We start from the raw sequence: 13150 nt of genomic DNA, 5'->3' as shown, positions 1-13150 counted from the left end.
CGACACCCACGGGGACCCAGATGAAATTCAGCGAGGAGCGAACCGCGTGACCGCCGATTCCGTGCCGTCCACTGCGCTGCTGACCGGAGCAGGCGGCGCAGACAGGGAGAGCTCCAACTACACCGCTCGGCACCTCCTCGTCCTCGAGGGTCTCGAAGCCGTGCGCAAGCGTCCGGGTATGTACATCGGCTCCACGGACAGCCGCGGTCTCATGCACTGCCTCTGGGAGATCATCGACAACTCGGTCGACGAAGCCCTCGGGGGCTACTGCGACATGATCGAGGTCATCCTCCACGACGACACCTCCGTCGAGGTCCGGGACAACGGCCGCGGCATCCCCGTCGACGTCGAGCCCAAGACCGGGCTCTCCGGCGTCGAGGTCGTCATGACCAAACTGCACGCCGGCGGGAAGTTCGGCGGTGGCTCGTACGCGGCCTCCGGCGGCCTGCACGGCGTGGGCGCCTCGGTGGTGAACGCCCTCTCCGCGCGGCTCGACGTCGAGGTCGACCGCAACAGCGCGACCCACTCGATCAGCTTCCGCCGGGGCGTCCCCGGCATGTTCACCGAGCAGGGGGCCGAAAGCCCCTTCGACCCGGCGAACGGCCTGCGCAAGGGCAAGAGGATCCCCAAGACGCGCACGGGTACCCGGGTGAGGTACTGGGCGGACCGGCAGATCTTCCTGAAGGACGCCAAGCTGGACCTGGAGACGCTCTACCAGCGTGCCCGGCAGACCGCGTTCCTCGTCCCGGGCCTCACCATCGTCGTGCGCGACGAGCGCGGCATCGACGGCGGGGGCAAGACCGAGGAGACGTTCCGCTTCGACGGCGGGATCAGCGAGTTCTGCGAGTACCTGGCCCGGGACAGGGCCGTCTGCGACGTCCAGCGCCTGACGGGCACCGGGACGTTCAAGGAGACCGTGCCGGTCCTGGACGAGCGCGGCCACATGACGCCGACCGAGGTCACCCGCGAGCTGGGCGTGGACATCGCGCTGCGCTGGGGCACCGGGTACGACACCACGGTCCGGTCCTTCGTCAACATCATCGCCACCCCCAAGGGCGGCACCCACGTCACCGGTTTCGAGCGGTCCCTGACCCGGACGGTGAACGAGGTGCTGCGCTCCGCGAAGCTGCTGCGCGTCGCCGAGGACGACATCGTCAAGGACGACGCCCTCGAAGGCCTCACGGCCGTGGTCACCGTACGGCTGGCCGAGCCGCAGTTCGAGGGGCAGACCAAGGAGGTCCTGGGCACCTCGGCCGCCAACCGGATCGTCGCCAACGTGGTGGCCAAGGAGCTCAAGGCGTTCCTCACCTCCACCAAGCGGGACGCCAAGGCCCAGGCGCGGGCGGTGCTGGACAAGGCGGTGGCCGCCGCCCGGACCCGTATCGCCGCACGCCAGCACAAGGACGCGCAGCGCCGCAAGACCGCGCTGGAGTCCTCGTCCCTGCCGGCGAAGCTCGCCGACTGCCGCAGCGACGACGTGGAGCGCAGCGAGCTGTTCATCGTGGAGGGGGACTCGGCTCTCGGTACGGCCAAGCTGGCCCGCAACAGCGAGTTCCAGGCGCTGCTGCCGATCCGGGGGAAGATCCTCAACGTCCAGAAGTCGTCGGTCTCGGACATGCTCAAGAACGCCGAGTGCGGTGCCATCATCCAGGTCATAGGAGCCGGCTCCGGGCGCACCTTCGACATCGACGCGGCCCGCTACGGCAAGGTCATCATGATGACGGACGCCGATGTCGACGGCTCCCACATCCGCACCCTGCTGCTCACGCTCTTCCAGCGGTACATGCGGCCGATGGTCGAGGCGGGCCGGGTCTTCGCCGCCGTGCCCCCGCTGCACCGGATCGAGCTGGTCCAGCCGAAGAAGGGCCAGGACAAGTACATCTACACCTACTCGGACAACGAGCTGCGGCAGACCCTGCTGGAGCTCCAGCGCAAGAACGTCCGGTTCAAGGACTCGATCCAGCGCTACAAGGGTCTCGGGGAGATGGACGCGGACCAGCTCGCGGAGACGACGATGGACCCGCGGCACCGCACGCTGCGCCGGATCAACATCGGTGACCTGGAATCCTCCGAGCGGATCTTCGACCTGCTCATGGGCAACGAGGTCGCGCCCCGCAAGGAGTTCATCACCAGCTCGGCGGCCACCCTGGACCGTTCGCGTATCGACGTCTGACCCGCGGCCCGCCACGCCCTCCCCGCCCCGGGCGCGGGGAGGGCGTTCCCGCCCACGGGCCGCTCCCGCCGCTTCCTTCACCTGGAAGGGTGAAGCCCGCCGGACGAAGCGCCTGTAATCCTCCCGGGTGTCCCTTCCGGCCGCGCGGCCGGAAAGGCCCGCGGACGAGGGGGCCGTCCGCTGGGAGGCGGCGTGGCGGGCCCCGCCCCTCCCCCGCGCCCCGGCCGCGCCCCGTCCGGCGGTGCCGCCGTCACCCGGCCGCGCCGTCCCCGGCGCGGTCCCCCGGGCCGGGGACCGGCCGCGGGGGCACGGGGCCGTCGTACTGCCCGCTGGGCCTCATCCGCAGGGGCCGCTCGGCGTACTCCTCCAGCGCGTGGGCGATCCAGCCCGCGGTACGGGACACCGCGAACACCGTCTCACCCGCGTCCGCCGGCATCCCGCAGGAGACGGAGAGCACGGCCAGGGCCAGATCCACATTGGCGTGCAGGGGGGCGTGGCGGGCGGTGGTGGCGACCACGTCGCGGGCCGCCTCCAGAGCGGCCGCGGCCCTCGGGACCCGGGCGAGCAGGCCGAGGAGCGCCGTGGCGCGCGGGTCCTCACCGGTGTAGAGGCGGTGCCCCAGCCCCGGCACCCGGCGCCCCGCGCGCAGATGGTCCGCGACGACCGGTGCCGCGCTGCCCCGCGCGACGGCCTCGGTCAGCATCCGGTGGGCCAGGCCGCTCGCCGCGCCGTGCAGCGGCCCTTCCAGGACCCCGAGCCCGGCCAGGACCACGGCGTACGGATGGGCGTGGGCGGAGGCGGCGACCCGGGCGGCCAGTGTCGATGTCGCCAGGTCGTGGTCGGCCAGCAGGGCGAGCGCCGTGTCCAGCACGGCCAGTGACGGGGCGTCGGCGGGAAGCGCCGACAGCCTCGGCCACAACCGGGTGGCCAGGGAGCCGTCCTGGCCGCCGCCTTCCGCCTGTCCCCGTGGCGCGCCGCCGGCCGGCGGCAGCGCGCCCACCATGGTGGGGATCAGGCCGCGGGCGCTGTTCAGAACCCCGTCCGGGGAGAGGTCGAAGCGCAGCGGGTCCATCGCCGCCGCCGCGACCACCGCGACCCGCAGCCGGTCCGCCGAATCGCTGTGCTCCGGCAGTGTGGCCACGGTGCGCCGTGCGGCCGCCAGCGACTCCTCGGGCGCGGTGAACCGGGTGCCCGCGCGGAGTTCGCCCGTCCAGAGCCACTCGGCGACCTCCTCGTACCCGTAGCGGCGGGCCAGTTCCGTCGCGTCGACGCCCCGGAAGTGGTAGCGGTCGTGCTCGATGAGCGTGAGGCCGGTACGGATGGCGGGCTCGCCCGCGGCGGACGCGGCCTGCTGCTCCCTGCGCCCGGTCCGGCGGGCCAGCGCGCGCACCTCGGCCGCGTCGAACGTGCTGCCCCGGGTGCCGGGCGCGCGTCTGCTGCTCAGCTGCCCCCGGCTCACATAGGCGTAGACCGTCTCGGGCTTGACGCCCAGGAGTTCGGCCGTCTCACGGGTGGTGAGCCGGTGCGCGGCCGGGGGAGCGGAGGCGGTTGTGCCGGGCCCCGGGGCCGTGCCGGACACCGGGCCCTGGGCCGTGCCGGGCACCGGCCCCGGGGCCGTTCCGGCGCTCCGTTCCGGGCCGGGGCCCTGTGCTGCGTCGAGCGTCATGAGATCACCGTATCCATACTCCGTCCACATGCATCGCAGACTTTATATTGATTCAATCAATATTGACGGAAGTTGAGTCAATGATGAACAGTGAAATCAATGTCCTGCTGTCCCGGCGGACGGAAGAGAGGCCCGACCATGACTGTTCCGCGTACGGATCCCGCACCGCTCGACGCGCCCCGCGGTCTCGCCGGTGTGATCGTCACCGGCACCGCGCTCGGCGACGTCCGAGGGCGCGAGGGGTTCTACCACTACCGCCACTACTCGGCGATCGAGCTCGCGCAGCGGCGCGGCTTCGAGGACGTCTGGTACCTGATGTTCCACGGGGAACTGCCCGGCCGGGCCGAGAGCGCCCGCTTCGCCGCCCGCACCGCCGGGCTGCGACGGCTGCCCGCAGAGGTGCGTGAGGCCCTCCCCGGCATCGCCCGGACCAGCGCGGTCTCCGGCCCTTCGGCCGGACTGCGGACGGCGCTCTCCCTGCTCGGGGCGGGATCGGGCCTGCGCCCGGTCTACGACCTCCCGGCCGGCCGGCGGCTCGCCGACGCGCTCGCACTCTGTGCCGCCGTACCCACGCTGCTGACCGCCCTGTACCGGCTCGGCCAGGGGCTGGAGCCGGTCGAACCGCGCGAGGACCTGCCCTTCGCGGCGAACTACCTGTACATGCTCACCGGCACCGAGCCGGACGCCGCACGCGCCTCGGCGATCGAGCGGTACCTCATCTCGGCCGTCGACCACGGCTTCAACGCCTCGACGTTCACCGCCCGTGTCGTCGCCTCCACCGGGGCCGACATGGCCGCCTGCCTGGTCGCCGCCGTGGGCGCGCTCTCCGGACCGCTGCACGGCGGGGCGCCCAGCCGGGCCCTGGACACCCTGGACGCCATCGGCACCCCCGAGCGCATCGACGGCTGGATCCGCGAACAGATCCTCGGCGGCGCCCGGATCATGGGCTTCGGGCATCCCGTGTACCGCACCGAGGACCCCCGCTCACGGATGCTCCGCTCGATCGCCCAGGAGTTCGGCGGCCCGCTCGTCGACTTCGCCGTCGAGGTGGAGCGGCGGGTGGAGGCCGTACTGGCCGAACTCAAGCCGGGCCGGGAGCTGCACACCAACGTCGAGTTCTACGCCGGGGTGGTCATGGAGCTGTGCGGGCTGCCGCGTGAGATGTTCACGCCCACCTTCTGCGCGGCACGGGTGGTCGGCTGGAGCGCCAATATCCTGGAGCAGGCGGAGGACTCCAAGATCATCCGCCCGGCGGCACGCTATGTCGGCGCCCCGCCGCCGCAGCCCGTGCCCGCCCCCTGAGCGACCCCGAGGAAGGCCCCGTTGACCCCGTCCCGTGCCCAGCAGATTCCGGTCGTCGTCCTCGCGGGGTTCCTGGGATCCGGCAAGACGACCCTGCTGAACCATCTGCTCCGCAACCGCTCCGGCAACAGGATCGGGGTGGTCGTCAACGATTTCGGCTCCATCGAGATCGACGCCATGACGGTCGCGGGACAGGTCGGATCGACCGTGTCCCTCGGCAACGGATGCCTGTGCTGTGCCGTCGACGCGAGCGAACTCGACGGCTACCTGGACACCCTGACCGGGCCGGCCGTCCGGCTCGACGTGATCGTGATCGAGGCGAGCGGCCTCGCCGAACCCCAGGAACTCGTGCGGATGCTGCTGGCCAGCGACAACGACCGCATCCGGTACGGAGGGCTGGTCGAGGTGGTGGACGCGGCCGAGTTCCCGGCCACGCACGAGCGCCACCCGGAGCTCGGCCGGCACATCAGGGCCGCCGACCTCGTCGTCCTGAACAAGACGGACCGGGTGAGCGGCCCGGAGCTGGCCGCCGTGCACGAGGCCGTCGCCGCGACCGGGAGCAGGGCGGCCGTCGTCCGTTCCGCCTACGGGAGGATCGACCCCGGTCTGCTCTTCGATCCGGTGCTCGGGCCGGACCGGGACGAGGGCGTCCGCCAGCTGACCTTCGAGGACCTGCTGAGGGAGACGGCCGGCGACCATGAGGAGCACCTGCACACCGCGTACGAAAGCGTCTCCTTCAGCTCCGGCGTGCCGCTGGACCCCCGCCGGTTCATGGCCTTCCTCGACTCGCGTCCCCAGGGGCTGTACCGGATCAAGGGGTACGTCGACTTCGGCGCGGGCGACCCGGACCACACCTACGCCCTGCACGCGGTCGGCGGTTTCCTGGGATTCACGCCGAGGCCGTGGACCCGGGACGAGACGCGCCGCACCCAGCTGGTGCTGATCGGGTCCGGCATCGACGCCGAGGCGCTGCACAAGGAGCTGGCCGCGTGCCGGGACGAACGTCAGGAGCCCACCGAGGCACTGGAACGCGGCATGTGGGGCGTACTGCGCTACGTGCGGCAGCCGGACGGGGAGCCCGGACCGCCCGACGGCCCCTGACCGGGCGGACACCCGGCCGCACCGGCGGTACGGCGCCCGGCACCCGCGCCCCGCACCGGGGGACCGGAACCCCCGGGAGCGGGGGCCTGGGGTCCCGGCCGCCGCTCACCGCGGCGGCCGGGACCGCTCCGCCTACTGCGGCAGCGCCCCGGCGATCACCGCGACCGGGCTCGCCAAGGGCGTCCCGGAACCGTCACGGCGCGGGTCCGGGGCGGGCAGCTCGGCCGGCGCTCCGTTCTTCTGCGCGGCGCGGGCCGGAACGGCCCCCGCCCAGGCGAACACCAGGACGTCCTCGCCCTTGAGGAAGCGCTGACAGCGCACCCCGCCGGTGGCACGGCCCTTGCGCGGATACTGGTCGAACGGCGTGAGCTTCGCCGTGTGCTCGGAGTCGTCCAGTGTGCCGTGCGAACCGGCGACCGTGAACACCACGGCGTCCGCCGCCGGATCGACCGCGGTGAACGACAGGACGCTCGCGCCCGCCGCCAGCTTCACGCCCGCCATACCGCCCGCCGGACGCCCCTGCGGACGCACCTGCGCGGCCGGGTAACGCAGCAGCTGGGCGTCCGAGGTGATGAAGACCAGGTCCTCCTCACCCGTCCGCAACTGGGTCGCGCCGACGATCCGGTCGCCGTCCTTCAGCGCGATGACCCCCAGCTCGTCCTTGTTCGGCGGATAGTCGGGCACCACCCGCTTCACCACCCCCTGGAGGGTGCCGATGGCCAGGCCCGGTGACTCCTCGTCCAGCGTGGTGAGGCAGACCAGCTCCTCGTCCGCCTCCAGCGTCAGGAACTCGGAGATCTGGGCCCCGCCCGCGAGAGTGGGGGCCGCGTGCGTGTCGGGCAGCTGCGGCAGGTCGATCACCGACAGCCGCAGCAGCCGCCCGGAGGACGTCACCGCCCCCACGTCGCCGCGCGCCGTCGCCGGGACGGCCGAGACGATCGCGTCGTGCTTGGCGCGCTTGGAGCCCTCGGGCACCACGATCGGGCCGGGACCCGCCGTACGGGCCAGCAGACCGGTCGAGGAGAGCAGCACCTGGCACGGGTCGTCGGCCACCTCCAGCGGCACCGAGGCCACCTGCGTGCCCGCCGACTCCAGCAGCACCGTACGCCGGTCGGTGCCGAACTTCTTCGCCACCGCGGCCAGTTCGGAGGAGACCAGCTTGCGCAGCTCCGCGTCCGACTCCAGGATCGCGGTCAGTGAGGTGATCTCCCCGTGCAGCCGGTCGCGCTCGCTCTCCAGCTCGACCCGGTCGAAGCGGGTGAGCCGGCGCAGCGGGGTCTCCAGGATGTACTGCGTCTGGATCTCGCTCAGCGAGAAGTGCTCCATCAGGCGCTCCTTGGCCTGGGCGGAGTTGTCGCTGTCCCGGATGATCCGGATGACCTCGTCGATGTCGAGCAGGGCGACGAGCAGGCCCTCGACCAGGTGCAGCCGGTCGCGCCGCTTGGTCCGGCGGAACTCGCTGCGTCGGCGCACCACCTCGAAGCGGTGGTCGAGGTAGACCTCCAGCAGTTCCTTGAGACCCAGGGTGAGCGGCTGCCCGTCCACCAGCGCCACGTTGTTGATGCCGAAGGACTCCTCCATCGGCGTCAGCTTGTAGAGCTGCTCCAGAACGGCCTCCGGTACGAAGCCGTTCTTCACCTCGATCACCAGGCGCAGACCGTGCTCACGGTCCGTGAGGTCCTTGACGTCCGCGATGCCCTGGAGCTTCTTGGAACCGACGAGGTCCTTGATCTTGGAGACCACCTTCTCCGGCCCGACGGAGAAGGGGAGTTCGGTGACGACCAGGCCCTTGCGGCGGGCGGTGACGTTCTCTATGGCGACCGTGGCGCGGATCCTGAACGTGCCGCGGCCCGACGCGTAGGCGTCCTTGACGCCGCCGAGACCCACGATCCGCCCGCCGGTCGGCAGATCCGGACCGGGGACGAACCGCATCAGCGTGTCGAGGTCGGCGTTCGGATGCCTGATGAGATGCCGGGCGGCCGAGATCACCTCGCCCAGGTTGTGCGGCGGCATGTTGGTCGCCATCCCGACGGCGATGCCCGAAGCCCCGTTGACCAGGAGGTTCGGGTAGGCGGCGGGGAGAACGACCGGTTCTCGCTCCTGGCCGTCGTAGTTCGACTGGAAGTCGACGGTGTCCTCGTCGATCGACTCCGTCATCAGCGACGTGGCGTCGGCCATCCGGCACTCGGTGTACCGCATGGCGGCCGGCGGGTCGTCGTTGCCCAGCGAACCGAAGTTGCCGTGGCCGTCGACCAGGGGCAGCCGCATGGAGAACGGCTGTGCCATGCGCACCAGGGCGTCGTAGATCGACGCGTCACCGTGCGGGTGCAGCTTGCCCATCACGTCGCCCACGACCCGGGCGCACTTGACGTAACCGCGGTCGGGGCGCAGTCCCATCTCGTTCATCTGGGACACGATGCGACGGTGCACGGGCTTCATGCCGTCACGGGCGTCGGGCAGCGCCCTGGAGTAGATCACCGAGTACGCGTACTCGAGGAAGGAGCCCTGCATTTCGTCGACGACGTCGATGTCGAGGATCTTCTCCTCGAAGTCGTCCGGCGGCGGGGTCTTCGTGCTGCGGCGGGCCATCGCGGCTGCGACTCCTTCACAGATTCTGTCGGGCAACCTCAGGTTCTGACGCCGACCATTGTGGACCGCCCGACTGACAACCCCGACCTCGACCCGTCCGAAGCGGGCGAGGACGCGTGCCGCGGCCCGCCCGGAGAGCCCCTCCGCGATCACCCCCGGGCCCTTCGCCGCGCAGACCCCCGCCCCCGCGCGCGGCCCCCCACGGCCGTATCCACGACAACATTCACCTGACGGGAACTTCGCCAGGTACCCGTGCGCTTGCTTACAGTGGCAGGTCCGGCAGGAAATCCTGTACCGATCGAAGGGACGTACATGCCCATGGGTCACACGGCCACAGCCCAGGCCGGTTCCGGCGGTTTGACGGCGACCGAGCACCGCCTGGCCAACGGCCTGCGCGTGGTGCTCTCGGAGGACCATCTGACCCCCGTCGCCGCCGTCTGCCTCTGGTACGACGTCGGTTCCCGCCACGAGGTCAAGGGCCGCACCGGTCTGGCTCACCTCTTCGAGCACCTGATGTTCCAGGGCTCCGGCCAGGTCAAGGGGAACGGGCACTTCGAGCTGGTGCAGGGCGCCGGCGGCTCGCTCAACGGCACCACCAGCTTCGAGCGCACCAACTACTTCGAGACGATGCCCGCGCACCAGCTGGAGCTGGCCCTGTGGCTCGAAGCCGACCGGATGGGCTCACTGCTCGCCGCGCTCGACGAGGAGTCGATGGAGAACCAGCGTGACGTCGTGAAGAACGAACGCCGCCAGCGCTACGACAACGTCCCCTACGGCACCGCCTTCGAGAGGCTCACGGCGCTGGCGTACCCGGAGGGCCACCCCTACCACCACACCCCGATCGGCTCGATGGCCGATCTGGACGCCGCGACCCTCGAGGACGCGCGCACCTTCTTCCGTACGTACTACGCCCCCAACAACGCGGTGCTCTCCGTCGTCGGCGACATCGACCCGGAGCAGACGCTCGCCTGGATCGAGAAGTACTTCGGCTCCATCCCCTCCCACGACGGCAAGCAGCCGCCGCGTGACGGCACGCTCCCCGACGTCATCGGCGGGCAGCTGCGCGAGGTCGTCCACGAGGAGGTGCCGGCCCGCGCCCTGATGGCCGCCTACCGCCTCCCGCACGACGGCACCCGCGCGTGCGACGCAGCCGACCTCGCGCTGACCGTGCTCGGCGGCGGGGAGTCCTCCCGCCTGCACAACCGCCTGGTCCGCCGCGACCGTACGGCGGTCGCCGCGGGCTTCGGACTGCTCAGGCTCGCCGGCGCGCCCTCGCTGGGCTGGCTGGACGTCAAGACGTCCGGCGGGGTCGAGGTGGAGCGGATCGAGGCGGCCGTCGACGACGAGCTGACGCGCTTCGCCGCCGAAGGCCCCACCCCCGAGGAGATGGAACGCGCCCAGGCCCAGCTGGAACGCGAGTGGCTGGACCGGCTCGGCACGGTCGCGGGCCGCGCCGACGAACTGTGCCGCTACGCCGTCCTCTTCGGCGACCCCCAGCTCGCCCTCACCGCCGTGGGGCGGGTGCTGGACGTGACGGCCGAGGAGGTCAGGGCGGTCGCCCAGGAGCGGCTGCGCCCGGACAACAGGGCGGTGCTGGTCTACGAACCGGTCGAACCGGCCGACGACAGCGACGCGGCGGCACAGGACGCCGGCACCGACGCGCACGAGGGGGCGGACAAGTGACCGACGCCGCCGTGACGGGAGTAGCGATGGAGTACCACCCGCAGCCGACCGCGGGCGAGGCCCGGCCCTGGGCCTTCCCGGCGCCCGACCGGGGCGCCCTGCCCAACGGCCTGACCGTGCTGCGCTGCCACCGGCCCGGCCAGCAGGTCGTCGCCGTGGAGATCTTCCTCCAGGCACCGCTGGACGCCGAGCCCGAGGGCCTGGACGGTGTGGCCACGATCATGGCGCGCGCACTGTCGGAGGGCACCGACAAGCGCTCCGCCGAGGAGTTCGCCGCCGAACTGGAACGGTGCGGCGCCACCCTCGACGCCCACGCCGACCACCCGGGTGTACGGGTCTCGCTGGAGGTCCCGGTCTCCCGGCTGGCCAAGGCGCTGGGCCTGGTCGCCGAGGCGCTGCGGGCCCCCGCCTTCGCGGAGGACGAGGTGGAGCGCCTGGTCGGCAACCGCCTGGACGAGATCCCGCACGAGCAGGCCAATCCGGCCCGGCGTGCCGCCAAGCAGCTCTCCAGGGAGCTCTTCCCGGCCACCGCGCGGATGTCCCGGCCCCGCCAGGGCACCGAGGAGACCGTGCGGAGCATCGACGCGGCCGCCGTACGGGCCTTCTACGACGCCCATGTGCGGCCGTCCACCGCCACCGCGGTGATCGTCGGCGACCTCACCGGCGTCGATCTGGACGCCCTGCTCGCCGGTACTCTCGGCGACTGGTCCGGGAACACCGCCCAGGCCCGTCCGGTCCCCCCGATCACCGCGGACGACACCGGCCGGGTGATCGTCGTCGACCGCCCCGGAGCCGTGCAGACCCAGCTGCTGATCGGCCGGATCGGCGCCGACCGCCACGACAGCGTCTGGCCGGCCCAGGTCCTCGGCACCTACTGCCTGGGCGGAACCCTCACCTCACGGCTGGACCGGGTCCTGCGTGAGGAGAAGGGCTACACCTACGGCGTCCGGGCCTTCGCCCAGGTGCTGCGCTCCACCGCGCCCGGCTCCGCCGCCGGGGCGACCGGAGCAGCGATGCTGGCCATCAGCGGCTCGGTGGACACCGAGTCCACCGGCCCCGCGCTGGAGGACCTGTGGAAGGTCCTGCGGACGCTGGCGGCGGAAGGGCTCACCGACGCCGAGCGGGAGACCGCGGTGCAGAACCTCGTGGGCGTCGCCCCGCTGAAGTTCGAGACCGCCGCCTCCGTCGCGGCGACCCTGGCCGACCAGGTGGAGCAGCACCTCCCGGACGACTACCAGGCCCACCTGTACGCGCGCCTGGCCGAGACCGGCACGGTCGAGGCGACCGCCGCCGTGGTGAACGCCTTCCCGGTGGACCGGCTCGTCACCGTGCTGGTCGGGGACGCCGCCCGGATCGCCGGCCCGGTGCGGGAACTGGGCATCGGAGAGGTGACGGTCGTCAACGGCTGACGGACGGTCACCGTCCTCCTCCCAGGGGCCCCGGCGAGCGGAAGCGCTCGCCGGGGCCCCTGGCGTACCCACGCCACCCCACGCCCGGAATGGTCCGAAAGAGGGGGTATGCCCTGTGGGATGTCCGACAAAAGGGCCTGTCCGCTTGGTGATCGAAAGCCCTCCCGCCTAGCGTCGGCTCGGCTGTCCGCCGGACGTATGCCGCATCCGCGGCGCCGGGCAGCCATCGCCGAGTCCCCGTCAGGCGCGAGCCAGGGGAGCCGGGGACCCACCGTGTCCCTGGGGTGAATCGGACGTCCGGGCCCCGCGAGGGCCCAGGTGCCCGTAGGAGACCTTCCTGCTCCGAACCCGTCAGCTAACCCGGTAGGCGAGAAGGAAGGAAAGGAACCGCCCCTCCATGGCGTTCACCCGTGCCACCGGGAAGCACCGTGCCCCGAGCCGTCCGGCCCGCAGGAGCACCCGGGCCGCCGGTGTCGCGGTCCTGGCCGCCGCCGGCGTCGTCGGCGCCGCAGCCTCCCCGGCCCTCGCCGCGGAAGCGGCCCCGGCGGGGGGCACCGGACTGACCCAGGCCGTCTCGATGGGCAGCACCCTCGCCGACCGGATCGACGCCCAGGCCGAGGCCCAGCTGCGCCAGGCCGAGCTCGCCGCGAAGGCGGAGGCCCAGGCGGAGGCCGAGCGCAGGGCCGAGGCGCGCGCCGAGGAGGCCCGCGAGGCCGAGGCCCGCGCCGCCCGTGCCGCCGAACGCGCCCGGCTCAACGCCTTCCGCCTCCCGGTCGCCGGCTCGTACGTCACCACCGGCTACAGGTCCGGGGGCTCCCTCTGGTCCTCCGGCAGCCACTCGGGCGTGGACTTCCGCGCCGCGTCCGGCAGCTCCGTCGTCGCGGTGGGCGCCGGCACGGTCGTCGAAGCCGGATGGGGAGGCGCGTACGGCAACAACGTCGTGCTCCGGATGACGGACGGCACCTACACCCAGTACGGACACCTCTCCTCGATCGACGTGTCCGTCGGCCAGAGCGTCGCCGCGGGCCGGCAGATCGGCCTCTCCGGCTCCACCGGCAACTCCACGGGCCCGCACCTGCACTTCGAGGCCCGTACGACCCCGGACTACGGCTCCGACATGGACCCGGTCGCCTACCTCCGTTCGCACGGCGTCCAGCTCTGAGCGACGCGGTCCGCACCGGGCCCCGTCCCACGCCCGGCCCCCGTCCCGCACCGGCTCCCCGTCCC

The 13150-nt window shown here is 72.3% G+C and carries 8 protein-coding genes and 1 riboswitch; of the genes, 6 read left to right on the top strand and 2 right to left on the bottom strand.

Going from position 1 to position 13150, the window contains the following annotated elements:
- Window positions 1–46: 46 nt before the first annotated feature.
- Window positions 47–2173 carry a DNA gyrase/topoisomerase IV subunit B gene (locus CP967_RS07505; protein ID WP_150487206.1) on the top strand — a complete coding sequence of 709 codons (2127 nt, stop codon included), beginning with the start codon at window positions 47–49 and terminating at the stop codon, window positions 2171–2173.
- 250 nt (window positions 2174–2423) lie between these two features.
- On the opposite strand, the gene CP967_RS07500 is transcribed toward CP967_RS07505, so the two are convergent.
- Window positions 2424–3839, bottom strand: coding sequence for a citrate synthase (locus tag CP967_RS07500; RefSeq protein ID WP_150487205.1), 1416 nt, complete (start codon window positions 3837–3839; stop codon window positions 2424–2426).
- Window positions 3840–3977: 138 nt separating this feature from the next.
- Between CP967_RS07500 and CP967_RS07495 the strand changes: the two genes are divergently transcribed.
- On the top strand, window positions 3978–5141 hold the full coding sequence (locus CP967_RS07495; RefSeq protein WP_150487204.1) for a citrate/2-methylcitrate synthase: 1164 nt from the start codon (window positions 3978–3980) through the stop codon (window positions 5139–5141).
- A 21-nt stretch (window positions 5142–5162) separates the two neighbouring features.
- The gene (locus CP967_RS07490; protein ID WP_150487203.1) at window positions 5163–6242 is read left to right on the top strand and encodes a CobW family GTP-binding protein; all 1080 of its coding nucleotides are present in this window, start codon (window positions 5163–5165) and stop codon (window positions 6240–6242) included.
- Between the two features lie 132 nt (window positions 6243–6374).
- On the opposite strand, the gene CP967_RS07485 is transcribed toward CP967_RS07490, so the two are convergent.
- Window positions 6375–8831 (bottom strand): DNA gyrase/topoisomerase IV subunit A, encoded by a 2457-nt coding sequence (locus CP967_RS07485; RefSeq protein WP_150487202.1) that lies wholly within the window; start codon window positions 8829–8831, stop codon window positions 6375–6377.
- 312 nt (window positions 8832–9143) lie between these two features.
- On the opposite strand from CP967_RS07485, the gene CP967_RS07480 reads away from it, so the two are divergent.
- The 3 genes from CP967_RS07480 to CP967_RS07470 all read left to right on the top strand — a co-directional run bounded on the left by CP967_RS07480 (window position 9144) and on the right by CP967_RS07470 (window position 13085).
- Window positions 9144–10514 (top strand): M16 family metallopeptidase, encoded by a 1371-nt coding sequence (locus tag CP967_RS07480; protein WP_150487201.1) that lies wholly within the window; start codon window positions 9144–9146, stop codon window positions 10512–10514.
- A gap of 26 nt (window positions 10515–10540) precedes the next feature.
- Entirely contained in the window at window positions 10541–11923 is a 1383-nt protein-coding gene (locus CP967_RS07475; protein ID WP_150491747.1) for a M16 family metallopeptidase, read from the top strand.
- A 217-nt stretch (window positions 11924–12140) separates the two neighbouring features.
- Window positions 12141–12307, top strand: a riboswitch (cyclic di-AMP (ydaO/yuaA leader).
- Window positions 12308–12320: 13 nt separating this feature from the next.
- Window positions 12321–13085 (top strand): M23 family metallopeptidase, encoded by a 765-nt coding sequence (locus CP967_RS07470; RefSeq protein ID WP_150487200.1) that lies wholly within the window; start codon window positions 12321–12323, stop codon window positions 13083–13085.
- Window positions 13086–13150 lie beyond the last annotated feature (65 nt).

The sequence above is a fragment of the Streptomyces nitrosporeus genome (assembly GCF_008704555.1).
Taxonomy (GTDB): Bacteria; Actinomycetota; Actinomycetes; order Streptomycetales; family Streptomycetaceae; genus Streptomyces; species Streptomyces nitrosporeus.
Note: the sequence above shows the minus strand (reverse complement) of the source record. Positions and strands in the feature narration are given on the sequence as shown.